Annotated in this window: 29 protein-coding genes; 13 read left to right on the top strand and 16 right to left on the bottom strand. The window is 70.3% G+C overall.

The window, feature by feature from the left end:
* Positions 1-22: 22 nt before the first annotated feature.
* The 4 genes from NF681_10175 to NF681_10160 all read right to left on the bottom strand — a co-directional run bounded on the left by NF681_10175 (position 23) and on the right by NF681_10160 (position 5,803).
* Positions 23-2,584: a YgiQ family radical SAM protein gene (locus NF681_10175; protein ID UST55504.1), complete on the bottom strand. Its 2,562-nt coding sequence runs from the start codon at positions 2,582-2,584 to the stop codon at positions 23-25.
* A gap of 137 nt (positions 2,585-2,721) precedes the next feature.
* Positions 2,722-3,504, bottom strand: a complete 783-nt coding sequence (locus NF681_10170) for a 3-hydroxybutyrate dehydrogenase (protein ID UST55503.1) — start codon at positions 3,502-3,504, stop codon at positions 2,722-2,724.
* 149 nt (positions 3,505-3,653) lie between these two features.
* Positions 3,654-4,871 carry a patatin-like phospholipase family protein gene (locus NF681_10165; GenBank protein ID UST55502.1) on the bottom strand — a complete coding sequence of 406 codons (1,218 nt, stop codon included), beginning with the start codon at positions 4,869-4,871 and terminating at the stop codon, positions 3,654-3,656.
* Positions 4,868-5,803 carry a YihY/virulence factor BrkB family protein gene (locus NF681_10160; protein ID UST55501.1) on the bottom strand — a complete coding sequence of 312 codons (936 nt, stop codon included), beginning with the start codon at positions 5,801-5,803 and terminating at the stop codon, positions 4,868-4,870. The genes NF681_10165 and NF681_10160 overlap by 4 nt, the downstream gene beginning before the upstream one ends.
* Before the next feature lie 89 nt (positions 5,804-5,892).
* Here NF681_10160 and NF681_10155 point away from each other — a divergent pair, with 89 nt between their 5' ends.
* The 3 genes from NF681_10155 (at position 5,893) to NF681_10145 (ending at position 8,184) form a co-directional block, all read left to right on the top strand.
* Positions 5,893-6,531 (top strand): chromate transporter, encoded by a 639-nt coding sequence (locus NF681_10155; GenBank protein ID UST55500.1) that lies wholly within the window; start codon positions 5,893-5,895, stop codon positions 6,529-6,531.
* Positions 6,528-7,127 (top strand): chromate transporter, encoded by a 600-nt coding sequence (locus tag NF681_10150; GenBank protein ID UST55499.1) that lies wholly within the window; start codon positions 6,528-6,530, stop codon positions 7,125-7,127. The genes NF681_10155 and NF681_10150 overlap by 4 nt, the downstream gene beginning before the upstream one ends.
* A gap of 88 nt (positions 7,128-7,215) precedes the next feature.
* A complete protein-coding gene (locus NF681_10145) occupies positions 7,216-8,184 on the top strand; it encodes an aldo/keto reductase (protein UST55498.1) in 969 nt (322 codons plus the stop codon).
* A 122-nt stretch (positions 8,185-8,306) separates the two neighbouring features.
* Here NF681_10145 and NF681_10140 read toward each other — a convergent pair whose 3' ends face one another.
* The 3 genes from NF681_10140 to NF681_10130 form a co-directional block, all read right to left on the bottom strand.
* Positions 8,307-8,597: a hypothetical protein gene (locus NF681_10140; protein UST55497.1), complete on the bottom strand. Its 291-nt coding sequence runs from the start codon at positions 8,595-8,597 to the stop codon at positions 8,307-8,309.
* A gap of 132 nt (positions 8,598-8,729) precedes the next feature.
* A complete protein-coding gene (locus NF681_10135) occupies positions 8,730-9,254 on the bottom strand; it encodes a hypothetical protein (protein ID UST55496.1) in 525 nt (174 codons plus the stop codon).
* Entirely contained in the window at positions 9,235-10,386 is a 1,152-nt protein-coding gene (locus tag NF681_10130; GenBank protein UST55495.1) for a cupin domain-containing protein, read from the bottom strand. Before NF681_10130 ends, NF681_10135 begins: the two co-directional genes overlap by 20 nt.
* Positions 10,387-10,400: 14 nt before the next feature.
* Here NF681_10130 and NF681_10125 point away from each other — a divergent pair, with 14 nt between their 5' ends.
* Positions 10,401-10,925: a peptidylprolyl isomerase gene (locus NF681_10125; GenBank protein UST55494.1), complete on the top strand. Its 525-nt coding sequence runs from the start codon at positions 10,401-10,403 to the stop codon at positions 10,923-10,925.
* A gap of 103 nt (positions 10,926-11,028) precedes the next feature.
* Here the strand turns inward: NF681_10125 and NF681_10120 are convergent, their stop codons facing one another.
* The 4 genes from NF681_10120 to coaBC all read right to left on the bottom strand — a co-directional run bounded on the left by NF681_10120 (position 11,029) and on the right by coaBC (position 13,753).
* On the bottom strand, positions 11,029-11,538 hold the full coding sequence (locus NF681_10120; GenBank protein UST55493.1) for a glycine zipper 2TM domain-containing protein: 510 nt from the start codon (positions 11,536-11,538) through the stop codon (positions 11,029-11,031).
* 123 nt (positions 11,539-11,661) lie between these two features.
* Positions 11,662-12,108, bottom strand: coding sequence for a dUTP diphosphatase (gene dut, locus NF681_10115; protein UST55492.1), 447 nt, complete (start codon positions 12,106-12,108; stop codon positions 11,662-11,664).
* Positions 12,105-12,527 (bottom strand): hypothetical protein, encoded by a 423-nt coding sequence (locus NF681_10110; GenBank protein ID UST55491.1) that lies wholly within the window; start codon positions 12,525-12,527, stop codon positions 12,105-12,107. The genes dut and NF681_10110 overlap by 4 nt, the downstream gene beginning before the upstream one ends.
* Entirely contained in the window at positions 12,524-13,753 is a 1,230-nt protein-coding gene (gene coaBC, locus NF681_10105) for a bifunctional phosphopantothenoylcysteine decarboxylase/phosphopantothenate--cysteine ligase CoaBC (protein ID UST55490.1), read from the bottom strand. Before coaBC ends, NF681_10110 begins: the two co-directional genes overlap by 4 nt.
* Positions 13,754-13,824: 71 nt before the next feature.
* On the opposite strand from coaBC, the gene NF681_10100 reads away from it, so the two are divergent.
* The 7 genes from NF681_10100 (at position 13,825) to NF681_10070 (ending at position 19,605) form a co-directional block, all read left to right on the top strand.
* Positions 13,825-15,495: a CTP synthase gene (locus NF681_10100; GenBank protein UST55489.1), complete on the top strand. Its 1,671-nt coding sequence runs from the start codon at positions 13,825-13,827 to the stop codon at positions 15,493-15,495.
* The gene (gene kdsA / locus NF681_10095) at positions 15,492-16,349 is read left to right on the top strand and encodes a 3-deoxy-8-phosphooctulonate synthase (protein UST55488.1); all 858 of its coding nucleotides are present in this window, start codon (positions 15,492-15,494) and stop codon (positions 16,347-16,349) included. The genes NF681_10100 and kdsA overlap by 4 nt, the downstream gene beginning before the upstream one ends.
* Positions 16,346-16,636 carry a DUF1330 domain-containing protein gene (locus NF681_10090; GenBank protein ID UST55487.1) on the top strand — a complete coding sequence of 97 codons (291 nt, stop codon included), beginning with the start codon at positions 16,346-16,348 and terminating at the stop codon, positions 16,634-16,636. Before kdsA ends, NF681_10090 begins: the two co-directional genes overlap by 4 nt.
* 73 nt (positions 16,637-16,709) lie before the next feature.
* On the top strand, positions 16,710-17,993 hold the full coding sequence (eno, locus tag NF681_10085; protein UST55486.1) for a phosphopyruvate hydratase: 1,284 nt from the start codon (positions 16,710-16,712) through the stop codon (positions 17,991-17,993).
* A 28-nt stretch (positions 17,994-18,021) separates the two neighbouring features.
* Positions 18,022-18,297 (top strand): cell division protein FtsB, encoded by a 276-nt coding sequence (gene ftsB, locus NF681_10080; protein UST55485.1) that lies wholly within the window; start codon positions 18,022-18,024, stop codon positions 18,295-18,297.
* A 10-nt stretch (positions 18,298-18,307) separates the two neighbouring features.
* Positions 18,308-18,937: a nicotinamide riboside transporter PnuC gene (pnuC, locus tag NF681_10075; protein UST55484.1), complete on the top strand. Its 630-nt coding sequence runs from the start codon at positions 18,308-18,310 to the stop codon at positions 18,935-18,937.
* Positions 18,934-19,605, top strand: coding sequence for an ATP-binding protein (locus NF681_10070; protein UST55483.1), 672 nt, complete (start codon positions 18,934-18,936; stop codon positions 19,603-19,605). Before pnuC ends, NF681_10070 begins: the two co-directional genes overlap by 4 nt.
* Positions 19,606-19,636: 31 nt before the next feature.
* Here NF681_10070 and NF681_10065 read toward each other — a convergent pair whose 3' ends face one another.
* Together NF681_10065 and NF681_10060 are read right to left on the bottom strand one after the other, a co-directional pair.
* Entirely contained in the window at positions 19,637-20,635 is a 999-nt protein-coding gene (locus NF681_10065) for an Hsp33 family molecular chaperone HslO (GenBank protein ID UST55482.1), read from the bottom strand.
* Between the two features lie 11 nt (positions 20,636-20,646).
* Positions 20,647-21,174 carry a gamma carbonic anhydrase family protein gene (locus NF681_10060; protein UST55481.1) on the bottom strand — a complete coding sequence of 176 codons (528 nt, stop codon included), beginning with the start codon at positions 21,172-21,174 and terminating at the stop codon, positions 20,647-20,649.
* A gap of 35 nt (positions 21,175-21,209) precedes the next feature.
* On the opposite strand from NF681_10060, the gene NF681_10055 reads away from it, so the two are divergent.
* Positions 21,210-22,061, top strand: a complete 852-nt coding sequence (locus NF681_10055; protein ID UST55480.1) for a ferritin-like domain-containing protein — start codon at positions 21,210-21,212, stop codon at positions 22,059-22,061.
* A gap of 45 nt (positions 22,062-22,106) precedes the next feature.
* On the opposite strand, the gene NF681_10050 is transcribed toward NF681_10055, so the two are convergent.
* From NF681_10050 to NF681_10040, 3 genes are all read right to left on the bottom strand, one after another.
* Complete coding sequence (locus NF681_10050; protein ID UST55479.1) at positions 22,107-23,072, bottom strand: tripartite tricarboxylate transporter substrate binding protein; 966 nt, start codon at positions 23,070-23,072, stop codon at positions 22,107-22,109.
* Between the two features lie 61 nt (positions 23,073-23,133).
* Complete coding sequence (gene xerD, locus NF681_10045) at positions 23,134-24,084, bottom strand: site-specific tyrosine recombinase XerD (protein ID UST55478.1); 951 nt, start codon at positions 24,082-24,084, stop codon at positions 23,134-23,136.
* Between the two features lie 87 nt (positions 24,085-24,171).
* Positions 24,172-25,146 (bottom strand): tripartite tricarboxylate transporter substrate binding protein BugE, encoded by a 975-nt coding sequence (locus NF681_10040; protein ID UST55477.1) that lies wholly within the window; start codon positions 25,144-25,146, stop codon positions 24,172-24,174.
* A gap of 148 nt (positions 25,147-25,294) precedes the next feature.
* On the opposite strand from NF681_10040, the gene NF681_10035 reads away from it, so the two are divergent.
* Positions 25,295-26,203, top strand: coding sequence for an AEC family transporter (locus NF681_10035; GenBank protein UST55476.1), 909 nt, complete (start codon positions 25,295-25,297; stop codon positions 26,201-26,203).
* Positions 26,204-26,292 lie beyond the last annotated feature (89 nt).

Genomic DNA, 26,292 nt, shown 5'->3' with positions numbered 1-26,292 from the left:
AGCCGGGGACCCCCGGCGCGGCTCAGCGACCCTTGCGGATCGGCCGGGCCGGCATCGGCTTCGGACGCTGGCCCGGTGTGGCGGCCGACGAGCCCGGCGCCACGTTCGATCGCGCCAGGCCACCACCCGTCGATCCGGCACCCTGTCGGCCGGAGCCGTTGTCGCGTGGCGGCAGGCCGGTGTGCTGGGTCAGCAGGCGGCCCTTGACGGGCGAGTTGACGGCCGTGGCGCTCGCCTTCTCGGCCGTGCCGCCCGACGAGTTCTTCCTGCGCGCGCTGGTGTAGCTGCCGTCGGTCAGCGGCTGCCAGGTCGGGATCAGGTGGTGCTTGCCGTTGCCGATCAGGTCGGCGCGGCCCATCGCCTTGAGGGCCTCGCGCAGCAGCGGCCAGTTGTTGGCGTCGTGGTAGCGCAGGAAGGCCTTGTGCAGGCGGCGGCGCTTGTCGCCGCGCACGATGTCCACGGTCTCGCTGGTGCGCGTGATCTTGCGCAGCGGGTTGCGGTTGCTGTGGTACATGGCCGTCGCCGTGGCCATGGGGCTCGGGTAGAAGGTCTGCACCTGGTCGGCACGGAAGCCGTTCTTCTTCAGCCAGATGGCGAGGTTCATCATGTCCTCGTCGCTGGTGCCGGGATGCGCGGCGATGAAATACGGGATCAGGTACTGCTTCTTGCCCGCCTCGGCCGAGAACTTCTCGAACATCTGCTTGAAGCGGTCGTAGCTGCCGATGCCGGGCTTCATCATCTTGGTCAGCGGGCCCTGCTCGGTGTGCTCGGGCGCGATCTTCAGGTAGCCGCCGACGTGGTGCTGCACCAGTTCCTTGACGTATTCCGGGCTCTGCACGGCGAGGTCGTAGCGCAGGCCGGAGCCGATCAGGATCTTCTTGATGCCCCGCAGCGCGCGGGCGCGGCGGTAGATCTTGATGAGCGGGTCGTGGTTGGTGCCCAGGTTCGGGCAGATGCCCGGGTAGACGCAGCTGGGCTTGCGGCAGGCGGCCTCGATCTCCGGGCTCTTGCAGCCCAGGCGGTACATGTTGGCGGTCGGTCCGCCGAGGTCGGAGATCGTGCCGGTGAAGCCGGTGACGCTGTCGCGGATGGCCTCGACCTCCTTGATGATCGACTCCTCCGAGCGGCTCTGGATGATGCGGCCCTCGTGCTCGGTGATCGAGCAGAAGGTGCAGCCGCCGAAGCAGCCGCGCATGATGTTCACGCTGAAGCGGATCATCTCCCAGGCCGGGATCTTGGTCGCGCCGTCGTGGCCGCCCTGCTCGTCGGCGTAGCGCGGATGCGGGCTGCGCGCGTAGGGCAGGTCGAACACGTGGTCCATCTCGGCCGTGGTCAGCGGGATGGGGGGCGGATTGACCCAGACGTCGCGCGCGGTGGCGCCCTCGCCGTGCGCCTGCACGAGCGAGCGGGCGTTGCCGGGGTTGGTCTCCAGGTGCAGCACGCGGTTGGCGTGGGCGTAGAGGATCGGGTCGGCGCGCACCTGCTCGTAGGACGGCAGGCGGATCACGGAGCGGTCGCGCGGCGGGACCTTGATGCGGGTGGACGGCGCCTTCGGAGCCTGCGCCGCGTCGATCACCGGTTCCTGCGGCACGGGGCCGGCATCCGGACGCTCGGTCTTCGGGCGCAGGTTCGGGTTGGGCATGAAGCGCAGCGGCTGCACCGCGCCCGCGCCCACGCCCGCATCCGCTTGCCCGGCGCGCGACAGCGATGCCGAGCCCCGCGCCTCGGCGGCCTGGGCAACGGCCTGGGCCTCGTCCTCCTTGGCGCAGGTCGCGCCGTTGGCCTTGGCCTGGTCCGACACCATCAGGTAGGGGTTGACGTGCGCCTCGACGCGGCCGAGTTCGTCCACGCTGGTCGAATCGATCTCGAACCAGCCCTCGGGCGTGGCCCGGCGCACGAAGGCGGTGCCGCGCACGTCGGTGATGTCCTGCACCGGCTCGCGCGCGGCCAGGCGATGGGCGATCTCGACGATGGCGCGCTCGGCGTTGCCGTAGAGCAGCAGGTCGCACTTGGCGTCCACCACGATCGAGCGGCGGACCTTGTCCGACCAGTAGTCGTAGTGGGCGATGCGCCGCAGGCTGCCCTCGATGCCGCCCAGGATGATGGGCACGTCGCTCCAGGCCTCGCGGCAGCGCTGCGAATACACGATGGCGGCGCGGTCGGGGCGCTTGCCGCCGACGTCGCCGGGCGTGTAGGCGTCGTCGCTGCGGATCTTCCGGTCGGCGGTGTACCGGTTGATCATCGAATCCATGTTGCCCGAGGTCACGCCGAAGAACAGGTTCGGGCGGCCCAGCGCCTTGAACGGATCGGCGCTCTGCCAGTCAGGCTGCGCGATGATGCCGACGCGAAAGCCCTGCGATTCGAGCATGCGGCCGATGACCGACATGCCGAAGCTCGGATGGTCGACGTAGGCGTCGCCGGTGACCACGATGATGTCGCAGCTGTCCCAGCCGAGCGCGGCCATCTCCTCGCGCGAGGTCGGCAGGAATTTCGCGGTGCCGAAGCGGGCCGCCCAGTACTTGCGGTAACTGGTCAGCGGCTTGGCCGCGCGCGCGAAGAAGGAGACGTCGACGGGGGCGTTCATCGGTGGGAAAGGGACGGCGGGAAGTGATGGAGGGCGGAAACCTGCATCCGCCTGTGGGTGGCGCCCGTGGTGGGCAACCGCGCATTTTAAGGTTTCGCGCTCTTTCCGTCGCCCCGTGGGGACAACGTCGGGTTCCGCTACTGCATGAACCAGCCGTGGCTCACCACCATCGACTGACCCGTCAGCGCGTTGGTCGGGAAGGCCGCGAACAGCAGCGCCACGCGCGCGACGTCGTCGGTGGTGGTGAATTCGCCGTCCACGCTGTCCTTGAGCATGACCTTCTTGATGACGTCCTCCTCGCTGATGCCGAGGTTGCGGGCCTGCTCGGGGATCTGCTTTTCCACCAGCGGCGTGCGCACGAAGCCCGGGCAGATCACGTTGGCGCGCACGCCGTGCTTGGCGCCTTCCTTGGCCACGGTCTTGCACAGTCCGATCAGGCCGTGCTTGGCCGTGACGTAAGGCGCCTTCATCACCGAGGCCTCCTTCGAATGCACCGAGCCCATGTAGATCACGCTGCCGCCCCGGCCCTGCGCGTACATGTGCTTGAGGCACGCCTTGGTCGTGAGGAAGGCGCCGTCGAGGTGGATGGCGAGCATCTTCTTCCATTCGGCAAAGGTGAATTCCTCCACCGGATGCACGATCTGGATGCCGGCGTTGCTCACCAGGATGTCGATGCCGCCGAAGGCCTTGGCGGCCTCCTCGACGGCGGCATCGACCTGCTCCTCGCTGGTCACGTCCACGCCGACGCCGATGGCCTGCGCGCCGGTGGCCACGATCTCGGCGGCGGTGGCGTCGGCGGCCTGCTTGTTGAGGTCGGCGATGACGATCCGGGCGCCCTCCTTCGCGTAGAGCAGCGCGATTTCCTTGCCGATGCCGCTGGCCGAGCCGGTGACGAAAGCGACCTTGTCCTTGAGTTGCATGGATGTTCCTTGAGTGGGGTGAGTGGGGTGAGTGGGGTGAGTGGGGTGAGTGGGGTGAGTGGGGTGATTGAGGTGGGCGAGGCTGGAATGAGGCGTGGACCCGTCGCGGACCCGGCATGCCGGGCCGCAGAGCGTAGCGCCGCCGGCCGTCAGCGTCTCGTGCGCGGCACCCGGTGCGCGACGGCCGGCGCGTGCATGGGGTGGCGCAGGCGGCGCGCCTGCGGGTCGGCCAGGTCGAAGGTGGTCACGCCGTTCACGTCGGAGGCCTGGCGCAACAGTTCCGGATGGTCCAGCGTGTGGCGGATGTCGCGCAGCCCGGCGTCCCAGTGGTCCTCCACCGACGCGCGCGAGAACTCGTAGTCCTTCGATTCGAGTTCGTCGGGCTTGTTGCGGTAGATGAGGTGGACGATCTCGATCGGCTCGTGGGTCAGCTGGGCGCACACGGCCGCCACGCTCGCGTCGTTGCGCAACTGCTCGGGCAGCTTGGCCATCAGGTCGGCGATGGCCTGCTGCAGGTTCATGTTGGCCGCCAGCACGTCGGTGTTCATGCGGGTGCGGCTCGAATAGGTGATGTCCTTCTGCCGCTCCAGCGTCTCGCCCAGCGTGCGCGGCATCGGGCCGCGGGCGCTGAAGAGGTCGACCTGCAGCACCAGCAGCGACTCGTCGCGCGGGTGGGTGTCGAGCACGTACTGAAGCGGCGTGTTGGAGACGATGCCGCCGTCCCAGTAGTCCTCGCCGTCGATGTGCACCGGCGGAAAGCCCGGCGGCAGCGCGCCGCTGGCCATGATGTGTTCGGGACCGATGCGCTGGGTGGTGTTGTCGAAATAGACCGAATTGCCCGTGCGCACGTTGACCGCGCCGACGCTGAAGCGCGTCTCGCCGTCGTTGATCCGGTCGAAGTCGACCAGGCGCTCCAGCGTGGCGCGCAGCGGCGCCGTGTCGCAATAGCTCAGTACCGGGGCCTTCGCTCCCAGCAGCAGGGCCGGCGTGGCGCGTGGCTCGAAGAAGCCGGGAATGCCCAGCAGGGCGGCCGAGGCCGCGCTGAACTGGTTCTGCCATTCGCGCGTGCCGGCCCAGTCGGGCAGCCGCTGCGGCGCCGCCGACGAGACGAGGTACCAGAACTCCTTGAGCCGGTCGACGCGCCGCTCCGGCGCGTTGCCGGCGATCAGCGCGGCGTTGATGGCGCCGATCGACACGCCGGCGACCCAGTCGACCTCCTTGTGGCGCTCGTGCGCGCCGGCGTAGACGCCGGCCTGGTAGGCGCCCAGGGCGCCGCCCCCCTGCAGCACCAGCGCGCGGCGGGCGAAGGTGATGTCGGTGTTGCGCGGATTGGGCGGGCTGGGCGGGGGGGTGTCGATGAGGCTCATGGTGTCGGGGAAGGAAGATCGCCGCGTTCGGGCGGGGTGCCGCGGCTCGCGTCGCCCACCGGCGCGGGGACGTCCTGCGGCCGGTGCCTGAGCGAGCCGAATTTCTGCGCGTAGACCCAGGTGAATTCCGCGCCCAGCAGGAAGATCTGCGCCGAGTAGTAGACCCACACCAGCACCACCACCAGCGAGCCGGCCGCGCCGTAGCCCGATGCGACGCTGCTCTTGCCGATGTAGAGCCCGATGAGGTGCTTGCCGATGGTGAACAGCAGCGCGGTGACGCCCGCGCCGGTCCAGACGTCGCGCCATTCCACTTTCACCCGCGGCATCAGCTTGTAGATCATGGCGAAGACGACCGTCACCATCGCGAAGCTGAAGAGGAAGTTGACCGCCTGCGCGAGCGTGGCCCAGCCACCGAAGATCGGCGCCCACCACTTGCCCAGCGCAGCCAGCGCGGCGCTGGCGATGAGCGACACCATCAGCAGGAAGCCGATGCCCATCACCATGCTGAAGGACAGCAGCCGCACGCGCACGATGCTCCAGACGCCGCTGCTCTCCTCGCGCGCCGGGGCGCGCCAGATGCGATCCATGGCGTCCTGCAGCTCGCCGAAGACGGTCGTCGCGCCGATCACCAGGATCGAGACGCCCACCACCGTCGCCACGATGCCTTCCATGGGCTTGTTGACGGCTTCGAGCATGCCCTGCACGGCCAGCGCGCCCTGGGCGCCCATCAGCCCGGCGAGCTGCGCGAAGATCTCGCCGCGCGCCGCGTCGCGGCCGAACACCAGCCCGGCCACCGAGATCACGATCAGCAGCAACGGCGCCACCGAGAAGATCGTGTAGTACGCCAGCGCAGCGCCCATGCTGGGGGCGTAGTCGTTCTTCCAGGAAAGGAAAGCCTGCTTGAAAAGGTCGAGGAGTGCGCTCAGGGACATGCCTGGAGTGTCGCCGCTTCCGGACCGCGCCGACGCGTGCTCGGCCCGGCGCCGGCGCGAATCGCCTCGCGCAACCATAATGGTCGGCCATGCAGCCGGTTCCCCCTTCCCCGTCCCCGTCCGCCGGGGCACGCCCCTCCGCAGCGTCCCCCGGCGATGCCGCCGCGACGCCCGAGCGGCCCCGTCCGACATCCCCGGGCGATCTCTTCGTCTCCTTCACGGTGCTGGCGCTGCAGGGCTTCGGCGGCGTCCTGGCGGTGGTGCAGCGGGAGCTGGTCGAGAAGAAGCGCTGGCTCACGGCCGACGAGTTCCTCGAGGACTGGGCCGTCGCCCAGGTGTTGCCGGGGCCCAACGTCGTCAACCTCGCCGTGATGATCGGCGACCGCCACTTCGGTCTGCGCGGCGCGGCCGCGGCCTTCGCGGGACTGCTGGCGGCGCCCCTGGTGGTGGTCATGGTGCTGGCGGTGCTGTATGCCCATTTCGCCGGCAATCCGCAGGTGGCGGGCGCGCTGCGCGGCATGGGCGCCATCGCCGGCGGGGTCATCGCCGCGACGGGCTTCAAGCTGGTGCCGCAGCTGCGCAGGAACCCGCTGGGTTTCGCGGTCTGCCTGGGCGTCGTCGCGCTGGTGTTCGCGGCCATCGCGCTGTTGCGCGTGCCGCTGGGCTGGGTGCTGCTCACGGTCGGCGCCGCGGCCTGCGTCGCCACCTGGCGGAAGATCGAACCATGACCATCGTCATGCAATGGCACGACTGGCTCGCGCTCTTCGGCCAGTACCTTCTGCTGTCGCTGCTCTCCATCAGCGGCGCCATCACCACCGTGCCGGACATGCAGCGCTATCTGGTCGTGCAGCACGGCTGGCTCAGCGACGCCCAGTTCACCTCTTCCGTGGCCATCGCGCAGGCGGCGCCCGGACCCAACGTGCTGTTCGTGGGCCTGATGGGATGGAACGTCGGCCTCAACGCCGGTGGCGGCATCGACGCGGGTCCGCACGCGTGGCTGCTGGGCCTGCTGGGCCTGTCGATCACGATGGTGGGCATCCTGCTGCCCAGCACCACCCTCACCTACTTCGCCACGCGCTGGGGCCATCGCAACCGCGCGCGGCGGGACGTGCGCGCCTTCAAGCAGGGCATGGCGCCGGTCGTGGTCGGCCTGCTCATCGCCACCGGCTGGGTGCTGGCCGCCGGCAACCGGGCGCCGGACACGCCGCCCTGGCACCTGTGGCTGGTGGCCGGGCTCGCCGCGCTGGTCGTCTGGCGCACCCGCATCCACCTGCTCTGGCTGCTGTCCATCGGCGCGGCCCTGGGCGCGGCCGGCTTCGTGTGATCGCCCGCCGCACCGCCGCACCGCCGCACCGCCCGCTCCACCTCCCACCCGATCCCTCGACCCCTCCACACCCCAAGGACTCGCCCTCATGCAATTCCGTCCCCTCGGCCGCTCGGGCCTGCAGGTCTCCCCCCTTGCCTTCGGCGGCAACGTCTTCGGCTGGACCGTCGACGAAAAACTGTCGTTCAGCCTGCTGGACGCCTGGCTCGACGCCGGCTTCAACTTCGTCGACACGGCCGACGTCTACTCGCGCTGGGTGCCGGGCCACGCCGGCGGCGAGTCCGAGACGATCATCGGCAAGTGGCTGCGCCAGAGCGGCAAGCGCAACCGCGTCGTGCTCGCCACCAAGGTCGGCAAGCCGATGGGCGAAGGCAAGTCGGGCCTGTCGGCGGCCTACGTCCGCGAGGCCGTGGACGCCTCGCTCAGGCGCCTGCAGACCGACCACATCGATCTCTACCAGTCGCACGACGACGACGCCGGCACGCCGTTCGAGGAGACGCTGGGCGCCTTCGCCGACCTCATCAAGGCCGGCAAGGTGCGTGCCATCGGCGCGTCCAACCACACCGCGCCACGCCTGGCCGAGGCGCTGGACGTCGCCGAGCGCGAGGGCCTGCCGCGCTACGAGAGCCTGCAGCCGCTCTACAACCTGTACGACCGCAGCGAGTTCGAGGACGCACTGGAACCGCTGTGCCTCGAGCGCGGCGTCGGCGTGATCAACTTCTACGCGCTCGCGGCGGGCTTCCTGACCGGCAAGTACCGCACCGCGGCCGATGCGCGCAAGAGCGCGCGCGGCGAGAGCACGACGAAGAAGTACCTCAATCCGCGCGGTCTGCGCATCCTGGCGGCCCTCGACGTCGTCGGTGGACGCGTCGGCGCGCCGATCGGCCAGGTGGCGCTCGCCTGGCAACTGGCGCGCCCCGCGGTCACCGCGCCGATCGCCAGCGCGACCTCGCTCGCACAACTGCAGGACCTCGCCGCCGCCGTGGCATTGAGGCTCGACGCCCGGTCGATCCAGGAACTCGACGAGGCGAGCGAGCCGGACGCGCGCTACGCATAGGCGCGGCGCCAGGCGTCGGCCGCGGGCACGCGGCAATGGAAAAGGCCGGATCGACAGGTCGATCCGGCCTTTTCGCATCGGTCTTCACCGGCGCCGCGAGGCGTCCGGCGGGGAGGACCGGCTCAGCGCGGGGCCGATGCGGCGTTGCGGGCGGCTTCGGTCGCGGCGTTGGCGGCATCGAGGGCCGACGAGGCGGCCGGCGACGGCGAGCCCATGCCCATGCTGCCGCTGGCGGCACCCGACGCGGCGGGCGCCATCGGATCGGCCGGGGTGGTGGTGGTGGTGCTCGGGGCGGGGGTGACCACGGCCGGGGCCGGCGTGACGACGGCCGGCGCGGCGGTCTCTTCCTTCTTGCCGCAGGCGGTCAGGGCGGCGGCGGCCATCAGGGCGGCGATCAGGACGGACTTGTTCATGTGCTATCTCCTAGAAGTGAAGCGTGAAAATGAATTCTAGGGAGATGGTCGAGGCAAATCGCGGCGCCGACGTTGGCCTGGACGCCTCGGCACCGTCAGCCAAATTCCCGTCCGCCCGTCCTCGCGTTCCGGTCACAAACCCAATGTGAAGGCCGGGAACGCGGGTCGTGACCGCCGCAGGCACTCGTCGATGCGCTCGCGAACGGCGCGCCGCTGCTGCGCGTCGCTTCCGCTCGTGCCCCGGCTGCGTTCGACATCGACGCGGTGCAGGACCCAGGCCGGCGTCCAGATCGCGCTGGGCACGGCTGGCGCGCCCGCACCGTGACAGGCACGGCATTCGACGATGTGGCTCCAGGTGCGGCGCCACTGGACGAAGCGCGCGTGCTCGCGCTCGAAGACGCCGAAATCACCAGCGAGCATCACGAGGCCGCGCCCGCTCGATGCCCAGGCCTGCAACGCCGCCGCCGTGGCGCGCTCGCCCAGCGGCCAGTCGGCGAACGTGGGATCGCTCAGCACGATCTGCCGCCAGCCCTCGCACGCGGCGGCCTCGAGCGCCGCGTGGAGCAGGACGTGGAACGCCCGACGACCGTCGAACGGGCCCTCGGGCAAGGCGCCGTCCCGCGTCGCGCCGGGATCGTCAGGGGGCGCGGTCGGCATGCGCCCATCCCGCGGCGCACCAGTCGCCCAGCAGTTCGATGGCGTCCTCGCTCGCGCCCCTCAACGCGCGCGCATCGAGTTCGCGCTGGTCGGCCAGGCGTCGCATGAGCGTCGCGTCGCGGCCGGCCGCGCGGAAGCTCTCGCCATTGATGTAGACGTGGCGCGCGTCGTAGAGCATGCGGGTGCGCCGGTCGAGCGCCAGGTGCGTCGGCGGATCGTCGGGCGGGTCGCCCTGTTCGAACCACACGTTGTCCTTGGGCTCCGTCATCGACTCGCCCAGCGCGCGGTCGATGGCGTCGGCATCGCGCAGCGCAACCTCCACCGCCTCGCGGGCGAAGGCCTGCAGCGCGGCGGGCATCGCCGCCGGCGCATCGACGGCATCCTGCGCCGGATCGCGGTAATGCACGGGCCGCGCCGACGGCTCGTCCTGCAGCGCGTCGGCACGGGCCTCGGCGATGCGCGCGAGCAGGTCGGCGCCCAGGGCCGAGGCGGCCGGCGAGCGCAGGCCGATCGAGCACGTCATGCAGTCGCCGCCGATCGCGACGCCGTCATGGGCGTAGCGCGGTGGCAGGTAGAGCATGTCGCCGGGGGCGAGGTCGAAGGTCTGCTCCGGCGCGAAGTCCCGCAGGATCTTCAGCGGCACGTCGGGCTGCAGGGCGAGGTCGCGCTGCCGGCCGATCGACCACCGGCGCGTGCCCTGGACCTGCAGCAGGAACACGTCGTAGCTGTCGAAATGCGCGCCCACGCCGCCGCCGTCGCCGGCGTAGCTGATCATCAGGTCGTCGAGGCGGGCGTCGGGCAGGAAGCGGAAGCGCCGCAGCAGGTCGTGCGCGGCATCGTGGTGGAGGTCGACGCCCTGCACCAGCAGCGTCCAGCCGGGCTGGCGCGGCGACGGCAGCGCGCGGCGCGCGAACGGCCCGTGGCGCAGCGTCCAGCCGTCGGCGCCGTGGCGGATCAGGCGCGACTCGACGTCCTCCCGCGCGGCCAGGTCGAACAGCGCGCTCCGGGACACCGGGGGGGCGTCCAGCGGCACGGCCTGGCGCACGAGCAGCGGCTTCTTCTGCCAGTGACGACGCATGAACTGCGCCGGCGTGAGGCCGCCGAGCAGGGGTGAGGGTCGGGTGGGGTCCATGGGAGAATTCTGCAATGGAAATTTCTGAACAATGCGTGGTCGGACTGACCTGGACGCTCAAGGACACCCTGGGCGATGTGCTGGACGTGCTCGACGAGCCGGTGGAATTCCTGGTCGGCGGCGACGACCTCTTCGACGCGATCGAGGCGGTGCTCCAGGGCCACGAGCCCGGTGCCCGCGTGCAGCTGCAGCTGGAGCCAGAGCAGGCCTTCGGCGACTTCAACGACCAGCTGCTGTTCCTGGAACCGCGCACCCTCTTCCCCGAAGGCACCGAGGAAGGCATGACCTTCGACGGCGCCGCCCTGCCCGCCGGCACCAGTCCGGACATCCCGCGCGACGCGATCTACACCGTCAGCGAGGTCTATCCGGACCACCTCGTGCTCGACGGCAACCACCCGCTCGCGGGCATCGCGCTGCGGCTCGACCTGACGGTGCGTTCGGTGCGCGAGGCGACCGAGGACGAGATCGGCAGCGGAACCGCCGGCACCGGTTTCTTCAGCATCGCGCCCAAGGCCCCGGGGGGCGACCTGCTGCACTGAACCGGACCACGGCCGCAGCGGCCCGGAACGTCGTGCGGCGCGGGACCGGACGACGAAAAACCGGGCGCGCGGTCCCGGCTTCCCGGCTCGGCGGGCGCGAGGCTCAGTACCTGGAGAGCTGGTTGTTCTCGATGCGCACCCGGTCGCCCGTGCGCAGGTCGCCCGGCGTGGGCACGTCGAAAGCGCGATAGCCGCCCTGGTCGGTCTGCACGGAGATGCGATAGGTCTCGTAGGCGCGCGGCGCGTTGTTGTTGGATTCGACGCGGTTGCCCAGCAGCGCGCCCCCCACCACGCCCAGCGCCGTCATGGCCGCGCGACCGCCGCCCCCGCCGAACTGGTTGCCCACGACCCCGCCCAGCAGGCCGCCGGCGATGGCGCCGCCGCCCGACGTGCCGGCACCTTGCGTCTCGCTGCGCACGACCTCGATGTTGGCGATGCGGCCGTAGTCGACGTAGGGGTTCTGCGCGATCGGGCGGGCGTGCGGGTGATAGGGGTAGCGGGCCGTCTCGTAGGCCGGGCCGGGCGAGGCGCAGGCCGTGAGCGTGGCGAGCGCCACGACGGCGGCGCCCAGGGACAGGGAACGGAACGGGGTCGGCAGGGATGTCTTCTTCATGGCGCTGTTGCTCCTGGGGATGTCCGATCCGGTCGAGAGGGTCGGACGGCGATGACGGTGGTGATGGATGAGCGGTGGGAGTGCGCACCGGGCCCGGGAGTTCCGGGCTTCGCACGCCACCGCTCAGGCGCGCCCGGTCGAACCGTAGCCGCCCTCGCCGCGCTGGCTGGGCGCGAAATCCGCGACGACGTTGAACGACGCCTGGACGACGGGCACGATGACCAGTTGCGCGAGCCGCTCCATCGGCTGGATCGTGAAGGTGGTGTCGCTGCGGTTCCAGGCGCTGATCTTGAGTTCGCCCTGGTAGTCGCTGTCGATCAGGCCGACCAGGTTGCCCAGCACGATGCCGTGCTTGTGGCCGAGGCCCGAGCGCGGCAGGATCAGCGCGGCGTACGCCGGATCGGCCAGGTGGATCGCCAGGCCGGTGCCGACGAGCTGCCAGGCGTTGGGCGCCAGGGTCACCGGCGCGTCGAGGCAGGCGCGCAGGTCGAGCCCGGCGCTGCCGGGGGTCGCATAGGCGGGAAGCGCATCCGCCATGCGCGGATCGAGGATTCGGACGTCGACTTTCATGGCTTTCGGAGTGGTCGGTTCAATCGGGAATCGTGTTGGCGGGAGGCGCCGCCGGACGATGGCGGCGGCGTGGTCGCGGCCGCGCGCGCCCATTCCCGCAGCCATCCGCTCCAGCCTACAGAAGCGACATCGGTGTTCGCGCCCGCCGGCAGGGCCCAGCGCCGCACGCCGCGCGCGACGGCGTCGGTCCAGGCCGGTCGCGCCGGGACCTCCGGCCGGCCGGGCGATCGGTCGAAGGTGCCGGGGCGCCGCGCGCGCGGATCGACCGACGGCACGCCGGGCGCCTGCGACGCGCCGTCGAACCCCTCCACCGGCGTGCCCGACGCCTGCAGGCGGGCCTGGGCGGCGCGCGCCATCAGCTGGTCGACGTAGCGGGCGAAGTCGCCATCGGGCGGCGTGGCCCAGTCGGCGCGGATCATGCGCCCGCCTTCCACGCCGGCAGGCGTCCGGCGATCTCCTGCACCAGGGCGCGCGCCAGCGCGAGCTTGGGCGCGCGAGGCAGCTCGCGCTCGCCCTGCTCGTCCACCAGCAGCAGGCTGTTGTCGTCCTGCCCGAAGGCCAGCGGGCCGATGTTGCCCACCAGCAGCGGGATGCCCTTGCGCTCGCGCTTGGCGCGCGCGTGGGCCGAGAGGTGTTCGCTCTCGGCCGCGAAACCGACGCAGTACAGGCGCCGGTCCCGCGCGCGCGCGCCCTGCGCCACGGTCGCCAGGATGTCGGTGTTCTCGGCGAACGCCAGCACTGGCGGCCGGCCGCTGCCGTCCTTCTTGATCTTGTGTTCGCTCGATGTCGCCGGACGCCAGTCGGCGACGGCGGCCGTGGCGACGAACACCGTCGCGGCGGGCGACTGCGCGAGCGTCGCGTCGAGCATCTGGCGCGCCGACGTCACGTCGATGCGACGCACGCCGCGCGGCGTGGGCAGGTGCACCGGGCCGGCCACCAGCGTGACTTCCGCGCCGGCCTCGCGCGCGGCGCGGGCGATGGCGAAACCCATCTTGCCCGACGAGTGATTGGTGATGCCGCGGATCGGATCGAGCGCCTCGAAGGTCGGTCCGGCCGTCACCAGCACGTGCTGGCCGGCCAGCACCTTCGGCTGGAACGACGCGACGACGTCCTCCAAGAGCTGCTCGGGCTCCAGCATGCGGCCGTCGCCGGTCTCGCCGCAGGCCTGCTCGCCGCTGCCCACGCCCAGCACCGTCGCGCCGTCGGCCGCCACCTGCGCCAGGTTGCGCCGCGTGGCCGGATGGCTCCACATCTCGCGGTTCATGGCCGGCGCGATCAGCAGCGGCACGCGTTCGGCCGGGCGCGCCAGGCACAGCAGGCTGAGCAGCTCGTCGCTGCGACCGGCGACCAGCCGCGCGACGAAATCGGCGCTGCACGGCGCGAGCACGATGGCGTCGGCGTCGCGCCCGAGGTTGATGTGCGGCATGTTGTTGGCTTCGCGCGCGTCCCACTGCGAGACGTAGACCGGCCGGCCCGACAGCGCCTGCATCGTGACCGGCGTGATGAACCGCGTGGCCGCCTCGGTCATCACCACCTGGACGACGGCGCCCGCCTTGACGAACAGCCGGCACAGCTCGGCGGACTTGTAGCAGGCCACGCCGCCCGTGAGCCCGAGGACGATGTGTTTGCCCGTGAGGTCTTGCATGCGGGGGAGTTTAAGTCGCCCACCTATAATTCCGATTTCCCACTGTCCGGGTGTTCTGGCCCGGTACTGGCATGACCAAATTCGTCTTCGTCACCGGCGGTGTGGTGTCTTCCCTGGGCAAGGGAATCGCCTCCGCCTCGCTCGCCGCGCTGCTTGAATCCCGGGGTCTCCGGGTCACCCTCATCAAGCTCGATCCCTACATCAACGTCGACCCCGGCACGATGTCGCCGTTCCAGCACGGCGAGGTGTTCGTGACCGACGACGGCGCCGAGACCGACCTCGACCTCGGCCACTACGAGCGTTTCATCAACACCCGGATGCGCAAGGCCAACAACTTCACCACCGGCCAGATCTACAAGTCGGTGCTGGAGAAGGAGCGCCGCGGCGACTACCTCGGCAAGACGGTGCAGGTGATCCCGCACATCACCAACGAGATCCAGGAATACGTCAAGCGCGGCGCGGGCATCGGCACGCAGCACGAGGTCGACGTGGCCATCGTCGAGATCGGCGGCACGGTGGGCGACATCGAATCGCTGCCCTTCCTGGAGGCCGTGCGCCAGATGAGCCTGCGCAACGGGCCCAACAACTCGGCGTTCGTGCACCTGTCGTACGTGCCGTGGATCGCCGCGGCCGGCGAACTCAAGACCAAGCCGACCCAGCACACCGCCAAGGAACTGCGCGCCATCGGCATCCAGGCCGACGTGCTGCTGTGCCGCGCCGACCGCCCCATCCCCGACGACGAGCGCGCCAAGATCTCGCTGTTCTCGAACGTGCCCGAATGGGGCGTGATCTCGATGTGGGACGTCGACACCATCTACAAGGTGCCGCGCATGCTGCACGAACAGGGCCTGGACGGCCTGATCTGCGACAAGCTGCGCATCAACACGCCGCCGGCCAAGCTCAAGCGCTGGGACGACCTGGTGTACGAGGTCGAACATCCGCAGCGCGAGGTGATGATCGCCATGGTGGGCAAGTACGTCGACCTGTCGGACAGCTACAAGTCGGTCAACGAGGCCCTGCGCCACGCCGGCATGAAGAACCACGCGCGGGTGAAGATCGAGTACATCGACTCCGAGACCATCACGCCGCAGGAGATCTCGCGCCTGAACAAGTACGACGGCATCCTGGTGCCCGGCGGCTTCGGCCAGCGTGGCGTCGAGGGCAAGATCTCGACCGCGCGCTTCGCCCGCGAGAACAAGGTGCCCTACCTCGGCATCTGCCTGGGCATGCAGGTCGCGACCATCGAATACGCCCGCAACGTCGCGGGCCTGAAGAACGCCAACAGCACCGAGTTCGACCCCGACACCCCCGCCCCGGTCATCGCCCTCATCACCGAGTGGAAGGACGCCGACGGCACGGTCAAGACGCGCGACGCGAAGTCCGACCTCGGCGGCACCATGCGCCTGGGCGCGCAGAGTTCCGACGTCACCGAGGGCACGCTGGCCCACGGCATCTACGGCGACGTCGTCACCGAGCGCCATCGCCACCGCTACGAGGCCAACGTCAACTACCTCGACGACCTGCGCAAGGCCGGGCTGGTGATCTCCGCGCGCACCCAGCGCGAGCACCTCACCGAGATCGTCGAGCTGCCCACGGACGTGCATCCATGGTATGTCGGCGTGCAGTTCCATCCCGAATTCAAGTCCACCCCCTGGGGCGGCCACCCGCTGTTCAACGCGTTCATCAAGGCCGCGCTGGAACACCATGGCAGTCAAAAGAACGCACTGAAGGCCGTCGCATGAAACTCTGCGGATTCGACATCGGGCTCGACCAGCCCTTCTTCCTCATCGCCGGTCCCTGCGTGATCGAATCCGAGCAGCTGCAGATGGACGTCGCCGGCCAGCTCAAGGAGATCACGGCCGCGCTGGGCATCCCGTTCATCTTCAAGAGCAGCTTCGACAAGGCCAACCGCTCCTCCGGCACGACCTTTCGCGGTCCGGGCCGCGAGAAGGGCCTGGAGATCCTGGCCACCGTGCGGCGCGAGCTGGGCGTGCCGGTGCTCACCGACGTCCATACCGAGGACGACATCACCGCCGCCGCGAAGGTGGTCGACGTGCTGCAGACGCCGGCGTTCCTGTGCCGCCAGACCGATTTCATCCGCGCCGTGGCGCAGTCGGGCAAGCCGGTGAACATCAAGAAGGGGCAGTTCCTGGCGCCGCACGACATGAAGAACGTGATCGACAAGGCACGCGCCGCCGCCCGCGAGAAGGGACTGCCGGAAGACAGCTTCATGGCCTGCGAACGCGGGGCGAGCTTCGGCTACAACAACCTCGTCTCCGACATGCGCTCGCTCGCGATCATGCGCGAGACGAACGCGCCGGTCGTGTTCGACGCCACGCATTCGGTGCAGCTGCCCGGCGGCCAGGGCACGAGTTCGGGCGGCCAGCGCGAGATGGTCCCGGTGCTCTCGCGCGCGGCGGTGGCCGTCGGCGTCGCGGGCCTGTTCATGGAGACGCATCCCGATCCGTCCAAGGCCATGAGCGACGGCCCCAATGCCGTGCCGCTCAGGCACATGAAGGCCCTGCTCGAGACGCTCGTCGCGCTCGACCGGGTCACCAAGCAGAACGCCTTCCTCGAGGACAGCTTCCAGTCATGACCAGCGCCTACATCATCGCCAATGTCGAGGTCACCGACCCGGTCCAGTACGAGGACTACAAGAAGTGGTCCAGCGCGGCCATGCAGGCGCACGGCGCCGAGGTGTGCGTGCGCGGCGGCGCGGTCGAGGTGCTGGAGGGCGACTGGGCGCCCCAACGCATCGTGATTCTCAAGTTCCCGTCGGTCGAGGCGGCCCGACGCTTCAACGACTCGCCCGAATACGGCAAGGCGCGCGCCGCGCGCCAGGGCGCCGCCGTCATGCGCATGATCGTGGTCGAAGGCCTGTAGGGTCCGGGCCGCGCCTGCACCGGGCGCATGCCACCACGTCCCCAAGAATTTTCAAAACCGGAGAACTTCCAAAATGAGTGCCATCGTTGACATCGTCGGGCGAGAGATCCTCGACAGCCGCGGCAACCCCACCGTCGAGTGCGACGTGCTGCTGGAGAGCGGCACCATGGGCCGCGCGGCCGTGCCCTCGGGCGCGTCCACCGGCTCGCGCGAGGCCATCGAGCTGCGCGACGGCGACAAGAGCCGCTACCTCGGCAAGGGCGTGCTCAAGGCCGTCGAGAACATCAACACCGAGATCTCCGAAGCCGTGCTGGGCCTGGACGCCAGCGAGCAGGCGTTCCTCGACCGCACCATGATCGACCTGGACGGTACCGAGAACAAGGCCCGCCTGGGCGCCAACGCCACGCTGGCCGTGTCGATGGCCGTCGCCCGCGCCGCGGCCGAGGAATCGGGCCTGCCGCTCTACCGCTATTTCGGCGGCATGGGCGGCATGCAGCTGCCGGTGCCGATGATGAACGTCATCAACGGCGGCGCGCACGCCAACAACAGCCTGGACCTCCAGGAATTCATGATCATCCCCGTGGGCGCCAAGAGCTTCCGCGAGGCGGTCCGCTACGGCGCCGAAACCTTCCATGCGCTCAAGAAGATCCTGGGCGACCGCGGCATCAGCACGGCGGTGGGCGACGAGGGCGGCTTCGCCCCCAGCGTCGCGAGCCACGAGGAAGCCATCCAGCTGATCCTGGAAGCCATCGACAAGGCCGGTTTCGTGGCCGGCGAGCAGATCGCCCTGGGCCTGGACTGCGCGGCGAGCGAGTTCTACAAGGACGGCAAGTACGTCCTGTCCGGCGAGAACCTGACGCTGTCGGCCGAGAGCTGGACCGACATGCTGGCGACCTGGGTCGACAAGTACCCGATCATCAGCATCGAGGACGGCATGCACGAAGGCGACTGGGACGGCTGGAAGCACCTGACCGAGCGCCTGGGCCAGCGCGTGCAGCTGGTGGGCGACGACCTGTTCGTCACCAACACCAAGATCCTGCAGGAAGGCATCGAGAAGCGCATCGCCAACTCGATCCTGATCAAGATCAACCAGATCGGCACCCTGACCGAGACCTTCGCCGCCATCGAGATGGCCAAGCGCGCCGGCTACACCGCCGTCATCTCGCACCGCTCGGGCGAGACCGAGGACTCGACCATCGCCGACATCGCCGTGGGCACCAACGCGGGCCAGATCAAGACCGGCTCGCTGTCGCGCTCGGACCGCATCGCCAAGTACAACCAGCTGCTGCGCATCGAAGAGGACCTGGGCGACGTCGCGAGCTACCCGGGCCGCGCCGCGTTCTACAACCTGCGCTGAAGCGCGGACCCACGGACCGCCCGGCACCGTGCGTTCGCGCGTCGTTCCGATCGTTCTCGTCGTGCTGCTGCTGGTGCTCCAGTCGCAGCTCTGGATGGGTCGCGGCAGCGTGCGCGACGTCGCGCAGCTCGAGGCGAAGCTGCGCGCCCAGAAGGAATCCAACGCGCGCGCAGCCCTGGCCAACGACCGGCTGTCCTCCGAGGTCAACGACCTGAAGGTCGGCATGGAAATGGTCGAGGAGCGCGCGCGCCAGGAACTGGGCATGGTCAGGCCCGACGAGGTCTTCGTCCAGATCACGCGCTGAAGCCCATCCGATGTCGGACTTCCTCTCGGCCCCCGCCTTCGTGCTGTGGGGCGCGCCGGCCAGCTGGCTCGAACTGGCGGCTGCCCTGCTGGCGCTGGTGATGGTGGGCTGCAACATGCGCGAGATCCACTGGGGCTGGCCGCTGGCCATCGCCAGCTCGCTGCTCTATTTCTTCGTCTTCTCGCAGGCGCGCATCTACGGTGATGCGTCGCTGCAGATCTTCTTCGCCCTCGTCGCCTTCTGGGGCTGGCTGCAATGGCTGCGCGGACGCCGTGGCGATGGCGGCGCGTTGCGCGTGATGCGCCTGTCGCCGCGCGGCATCGCCTGGACCCTCGCGGCCTGCGCGCTGGTCTGGCCGGCCGTCTCCCTCTTCCTCCACCGTTTCACCGACACCGACGTGCCCTGGTGGGACGGTTTCGCCACCGGCCTGAGCCTGGTCGGACAGTTCCTGCTCGGGCGCAAGTTCATCGAGAACTGGCTGGTGTGGATCGCCGTCAACGTGGTGAGCGTCGGCCTGTTCATCCACAAGGGCCTGTGGCTGACCGTCGGCCTTTACGGCGTGTTCATCGCGTTGAGCATCGCCGGCTTCCTGGCCTGGCGCCGGCGGTTGCCGGCGCGCGCGCCGATCGCCGCCGCATGACGCCGACGCTCGCGCGCGGCTGCGTCATCGCCGTCCTGGGCGCGGAGAGCACCGGCAAGACCTGGCTGGCGGAGGCGATCGCCGGGCGGCTCGCGCGGCGGGGGGTCGCCACCACCTTCGTCGGGGAATACCTGCGCGAATGGTGCGACCGCGAGGCCCGCGTGCCGCGCCCGCACGAGCAGGCCGCCATCGCCGCCGAACAGACGCGCCGCATCGCGCAGGCCGCCGCGCACGGGGTCGTCGTGGCCGACACCACCGCCCTGATGACCGCCGTCTACAGCGACATGCTGTTCCGCGACGACTCGCTCTACGCCGACGCCTTCTTGGCGCAGCGCGCCTGCGCGATGACCTTGCTCACGGCCCTCGACCTGCCCTGGGTGGCCGACGGCCTGCAGCGCGACGGCCCGCACGTGCGCGAGCCGGTCGATGCGATGGTGCGCGCCGCCCTCGGGCGCGCCGGCGTGGCGTACTCGGTCGTGCACGGCAGCGGCGCACAACGCCTGACCAACGCCTGGAACGCCCTGAACCTGGCGGCGCAGGCCGACCCGTCCCCACCGGGCTCACCGGCCGCGGGCGCATCCGGCCGGGTGCGCTGGTCGTGCGACAAGTGCTCCGACCCGGTCTGCGAGCACCGGATGTTCACCGACCTGCTGGGCCGGCGGGCCTGACCGGACGGGCGTCCGCCCATCCGGCGGGCGGCTACTGCACCGTCCTGGGCGGCGGGAGCTGGTCGCCCGGCGCGGTGAAGATCTGCGCCGTGTCCACGGCGTCGAAGCGGTACTGGCGACCGCAGAAATCGCAGCCGACCTCGATGTCGCCGCGCTCGGCCAGGATGTCCTCGGCCTCCTCCACGCCCAGGCCGCGGATCATGTTGGCGACCCGCTCGCGCCCGCAGGTGCAGACGAAGCGCGGCCCTTCGGCGCCGGTCTGCGGTTCGAAACGCAGCAGCTTCTCCTCCCAGAAGAGCCGGCGCAGGATGGTCTCGACGTCGAGCGTGAGCAATTCGTCGCGCGTCAGGCTCGACGCCAGGATCGAGATGCGGTTGTAGTCCTCGTTGCGGCCGATCTCGTCCTCGTTCGCGGGGTTGGTGTCGCGCTCCGACGTGCCCTCGAGGTTGCCCTCGCCCTTGACCGGCAGGCGCTGGATCAGCAGGCCGGCCGCCACCTTGTCGTCGGCCGCCAGCACCAGCGTGGTGTCGAGCTGCTCGCTCTGCAGCATGTAGTGCTGCAGCACGTCGCTCAGGCGGTCGAGCTTCTCGCCCTGGTCGCCGAACAGCGGCACCACGCCCTGGTAGGGCTGCTGGCCGGGCAGGCGGCTCCTGGGCTCCAGCGTGATGGCGCAGCGTCCCTTGTTGTGGACGTTGACCATGTCCGGCAGGCGGGCGTCGGCCGGCAGCTCGCCGACCACGGTGGCCGTGGCGCGCAGGCTCATGTCGGGCTTGACCTCGGCCACCACCACCTTCACCGGCCCGTCGCCGAAGACCTGCAGGATCAGCGAGCCGTTGAACTTGATGTTGGCCTGCATCAGCGTGGCCGCCGCGGTCATCTCGCCGAGCAGTTCCGCCACCGGCGGCGGGTAGGCGCCGGTGGTGGTGTTGGAGGCGCGGCGCGCCAGGATCTCCTGCCAGGCATCGGTCAGGCGGACGATCATGCCGCGCACCGGCAGGCCGTCGAACAGGAATTTGTGAAGTTCGCTCACGTCGTTCTTTCTCAGTCGGAGATCTTGCGCAACCCCTGGGCGTAGCGGTGGGCGTTCTCCACGTAGTGACGGGCGCTCTCGCGCAGCTTGACGGCGGCCTCCTCGTCGAGCACGCGCACCAACTTGGCCGGCGCGCCGATGATCAGCGAGTTGTCGGGGAATTCCTTGCCTTCGGTCACCACCGCGCCGGCGCCCACGATCGAGTTGCGGCCGATGCGCGCCTTGTTCAAGATCACCGCCTGGATGCCGATGAGCGAGTTGTCGCCCACGGTGCAGCCGTGCAGCATGACCTGGTGGCCGACCGTCACGCCCTCGCCCAGGGTCAGCGGGCTGCCCATGTCCGAATGCAGCACCGAGCCGTCCTGCACGTTGGTGTCGCGGCCGATGGTCAGGGCCTCGTTGTCGCCGCGCAGCACGGCGCCGAACCAGACGCTGGCGTTCTCGCCGAGCACGACACGGCCGATCACCTGCGCGCTGTCGGCGACCCAGGCGCCATCGGCGAGCCGCGGGGCGACGCCGTCGAGTTCATAGAGAGCCATCGTTGTCTCCGATCGTCAAAACTAGAATTGTAGGGATGCACCCCCGTCTCGGCGCCCTCGCCGCCCTGCGCCTGACCGATCCCGACGCCAAGATGGCCGCCACGCGCGAACTGGCCGCGCGGGTCCTGGGCGATCCCGTCGGCCGCGCCGGTCCGGACGCCGCTTCCACCCTCGCGACGCCGGTGCGCGTGCCGGGCGACGACCTCGGCGTGCCCGGCCGCCCCGAGCGCCCGCTGCGCGTGCCGGCCACCGCCGTCGCGCAGCGCTCGCCCTTCACCGCCGCCGGCCGCGCCGTCCTGGTCCACGCCATCTGCCACATCGAATTCAACGCCGTCAACCTGGCCCTGGACGCGGCGTGGCGCTACGACGGCCTGCCCGAGGCCTACTACCGCGACTGGCTGCGCGTGGCCGACGAGGAAGCGCTGCACTTCACGCTGCTGCGCGACCACCTGCGCACCCTGGGCCACGACTACGGCGACTTCCCCGGCCACGACGGCCTGTGGGCGATGTGCGAGAAGACCCGGGACGACGCGACCGCCCGCATGGCGCTGGTGCCGCGCACGCTGGAGGCGCGCGGGCTCGACGCCACGCCGCTGATCCAGGCCAAGCTGCGGCGCGCGAACGCACCGGACGCGCTGGCCGCCGTCGCCATCCTGGACGTCATCCTGCGCGACGAGGTCGGCCACGTGGCCATCGGCAACCGCTGGTATCGCTGGCTGTGCGAGCGCGACGGCATCGACCCGGTCGCGCACTACCGGGTGCTCTACCGCCGGCACGAGGCGCCCAGGTTGCGGGCGCCCTTCAACCTCGAGGCGCGGGCACGCGCGGGCTTCACCGCCGAGGAATTGCGCGAGCTGGCGCTGGAAGATCCGTCGCCCTCGCGCTGAAGCCGCCGCCGGGACCGGCAAGGCCGACACGTCCGGGCACCGACCTCAGTCCAGCTGCAGTTTCCGCTCCCGGATCAACCGGGACCATTTCTCGCTGTCGGCCTTCACGAAGGCGGCGAACTCGGCCGGACCCGAGGGATGCACCTCCGCGCCCGCCGCGGCGAAACGCGCCTTGATGTCGGGCTGCGCCAGCGCCTTCGCCAGTTCGCCCGCGATGCGATCGACCACGTCCCGGGGCATGCCCGCCGGGCCGACGATGCCCTGGAAGCCGACGGATTCCATGCCCGCCAGACCGAGTTCCGCCACGGTCGGGACGCCGGGCAGTTCGGGATCGCGCTTCGGCCCGGTCACGGCCAGCGCCTTGAGCTTGCCGCCCTTGAGCTGCGGCAGCAGCACGCTGCCCGCGTCGATCAGGATCTGCGTCTGGCCGCCGATCAGGTCCTGCACGGCCGGCGCGCTGCCCTTGTAGGGCACGTGCGTCATGTCGAGCCCCGTCACCTGGTTCATCAGCTCGCCGTTGAGGTGCGTCGAGGTCCCGTTGCCCCCGGAGGCGAAGTTGACCTTGCCGGGCTGGTTCCGGGCCCAGGCGACGAACTCCTTGAGATCCCGGGCGGGATGGTCGGGCCGCGTCACGGCGATGTAGCTGCCCTGGCTGATCTGGCCGACGTAGGTGAACTGCCTGATCGGATCGTAGGGCGGCTTGGACTGCAGGTAGGGCGCGATGGCGAAGGGCCCGGTGTTGGCCAGCAGCAGCGTGTAGCCGTCGGCCGGCTGGCGCGCGAGTTCGGTCGCCGCGATCATCCCGCTCGCGCCGGGCCGGTAGTCGATGACGATCGTGCCCTTGAGCGCCTCCTGCATCGGCACCTGGACGGTGCGCGCCGCGAAGTCGATGCCGCCCCCCGGCGGAAAGCCCACGATCATGCGGATGGGCTTCGAAGGATAGCCCTGCGCGGCGGCCAGGCCGGTCGCCGCGACCAGCGCCAGCGCGCTCCAGAATCTGCTTGGTTTCATGGCTCGGACGGTTGGTTCGGAGCCGCGATTATCGGGATGCCGGCACCCGGTCTCCCGCGTGCTAACCCCTGGGATGGTGCTGCCCGTGGATCTGCTTGAGCCGCTCGCGCGCCACGTGCGTGTAGATCGTGGTGGTCGAGATGTCCGCGTGTCCCAGCAGCAGCTGCACGGCGCGCAGGTCGACGCCGTGGTTGAGGAGGTGGGTCGCGAAGGCGTGGCGCAGCGTGTGCGGCGACAGGTGCGAGTGGATGCCGGCCACGGTCGCGTACTTCTTGACGATCATCCAGAACATCACGCGCGTCATGCCGGCGCCGCGCGAGGTGACGAACAAATCGGAGGTCTGGCGCGCGCCGAGGATCGCCGGGCGGGACTCGGCCATGTAGCGCTCGATCCAGCGCCGCGCCTCGCCGCCGAACGGCACCAGGCGCTCCTTGTCGCCCTTGCCGGTGACGCGCAGCACGCCGTCGTTCAGGCTCAGCTCAAAGACGCGCAGGGCGACCAGTTCGCTCACGCGCAGGCCGCTCGCGTACATCAGCTCCAGCATCGCGCGGTCGCGCAGCCCCAGCGTGGTGCCGGTGTCGGGAGCCTCCAGCAGATCGACGACCTGCTTCTCGGTCATCGTCTTGACCGAGCGCGCGGCCTGCTTGGCCGGCAGCAGGCGCAGCGTCGGATCGGTTGCGATGCGGCGCTCGCGCAGGGCCCATCGGTAGTAGCGCTTGAACACCGTCAGGCGCCGGTTGGCGGAGGTGGCCTTGCCGGGCTTGCCGTTCTTCTCCTTGTCGAGCAGACGCGCGCCCATGTAGGCCTGCAGGTCGCCCTCGCCGGCGGCCGCGAGCGTGGTGCCGCGCTCGGCCGCCAGCCATTGCGTGAACACCGCGAGGTCGCGCCGGTAGGCCGCCAGGGTGTTCTTGGACAGCCCGTCCTCCAGCCAGAGCGCGTCGATGAACTCGTCGATCTCGGGCGTGTCGGGAGCGCGGGGAACGGCAGGGGTGGCGGATGAGGTGTGGGGCACGACGAGCAAGATACCAAACGAGCGAAGCCGCCCTCGGCGGGGCGGCTTCTCGGCGGGGACGGCCCGGGGTCGCGGGGCGCCGGACGGTCAGTCGAGCTTGAGCTTCTGCTTGGCCACGACCTGCTTGTAGACCGCGTACTCGGCCTTGATCTGGGCGGCGAACTGCTCGGGCGTGTTGGCCACGACCACGGAATCGGTCGCCTCGATGCGCGCACGCACGGCCGGGTCGGCCAGGGCCTTGCGCGTGGCGTCGCCGATCTTGTCGACGATCTCGCGCGGCAGGTCCTTCGGCCCCAGGATGCCGTAGTAGGCCATGCGGTTGACCGGCTCCAGGCCGACTTCCTTGAAGGTCGGCACGTTGGGCAGCGCGGCGACGCGCTGCGGCGCGCTCACCACGATCGGCACCAGGCGGCCGGCCTTGATGAAAGGCAGCGCCGAGGGCAGGTTGTCGAAGATGATCGGCACCTGGCCGGCCACCGTGTCGTTGAGCGCCGGGCCGGCGCCGCGGTAGGGGATGTGCGTGACGAAGGTGGTCGTCAGGCTCTTGTAGAGCTCCATCAGCATGTGGCCGATGCCGCCCGTGCCCGAGGTCGCATAGGAGTACTTGCCCGGGTTCTTCTTCAGCTCGGCCACGAACTCGGCGTAGTTCTTGGCCGGGAAGCTCGGGTTGACCGCGATGATGTTGGGCGTCGCGGCGATGTTGATGATCGGCGTGAAGTCGGTGATCGGGTCGTAGGGCACCTTGGGATTGATGGCCGGGTTGGCCGCCGTGCTCGACACCGTGGCGATGCCCAGCTTGTAGCCGTCGGGTGTCGCGCGCGCGGTCTCGGCCGCGCCGACGATGCCGCCGCCGCCGGGCTTGTTGACCACGATCACGCTCTGTCCGAGCGACTTGCCCAGCGGCTCGGAAATGATGCGCGCGACGATGTCGGTGGTGCCGCCGGGGGCGAACGGCACCTGCAGTTCGATCGGCTTGTTCGGATAGCCCTGGGCCAGCGCGGGGCCGGCCAGTGCGGCCAGCGCGAACGTGCCGGCGATGAATTTCAGGTGACGGTGCGACATCGGCGATTCCTTCGGGAGGGGTCGGGTGGAAGACGGCGGCGGCCTGGATCGCAGGTCGCCGCCGGGAACAGCCGCGCATGCTAGCGTCGTGTCCGGGCCCGCGCTCCTGCGGATTACCCGCCGGCGGGTGCGGTTTATCCTCGCCGCCGTGAACTACGCCCGGCTGCTCTTTCCCGACTTCTCGCTCATCCTGTGCGGCTGGCTCCTGTGCCGGCACACCGCGCTCGACCGCCGCGTTTGGGACCAGGTCGAGAACCTGGTCTATTACTTCCTGTTTCCGGTGCTGCTGTTCCACTCGATCGTGCGCAGTCCGATCGATTTCGCCGCCACGTCCGGCCTGCTGATCGCCGGCGTGGGCGTCGGGATGACGGGGATCGCGCTGGCCTACGCGCTGCCCGCGCTGCCGTGGATCGGCCGCCACATCGACCGGCGCGACCATGCCGCGGGCGCGCAGGTCGCCTTCCGCTTCAACTCCTTCATCTGCCTGGCGCTGGCCGAACGGATCGGCGGCGCGCCGGGCCTGCTGATGCTGGCGGTGCTGATCGGCGTGTGCGTGCCGCTGATGAACGTGGCGGCGGTCTGGCCGATGGCGCGCCACGCCAACACGGGCTTCGCGCGCCAGCTGGTGCGCAACCCGCTGATCGTCGCCACGGCCAGCGGGCTGGTGGTGAACCTGCTGGGCCTGGCGGTGCCGCCGTGGCTGGAGCCGACGCTCTCGCGCATCGGCGCCGCGTCGCTGGCGCTGGGACTGATGGCCGCCGGCGCGGGCATGCAGTTCGCGTCGCTCGCGCGCGCCAAGGTGCTGGCGGCCTCGGTGCTGACGATCCGGCACCTGCTGCTGCCGCTGGCCGGCCTGGCCTTCGCGCGCCTGCTGCGCCTGGACGCGGTGCAGGCGGGCGTGCTGATGGCGTTCGCGGCGGTGCCGACCGCCTCGAGCGCCTACGTGCTGGCCGCGCGCATGGGCTACAACGGGCCGTTCGTCGCCGGACTGGTCACGCTGTCGACGCTGCTGGGCGTCCTGAGCCTGCCGTTCGCGCTCGCCCTGCTGCCGCGCTGAGGCGCCTGGAAGAGAATCGGGCGCCACCTCGCCGGCCGGCGCTCCACGGCCGCCCACGCGCGCCCCGCTCCGCGCCCGGACGCCTTTCG

The sequence above is a fragment of the Comamonadaceae bacterium OTU4NAUVB1 genome (assembly GCA_024372625.1).
Taxonomy (GTDB): Bacteria; Pseudomonadota; Gammaproteobacteria; order Burkholderiales; family Burkholderiaceae_C; genus Variovorax.
Note: the sequence above shows the minus strand (reverse complement) of the source record. Positions and strands in the feature narration are given on the sequence as shown.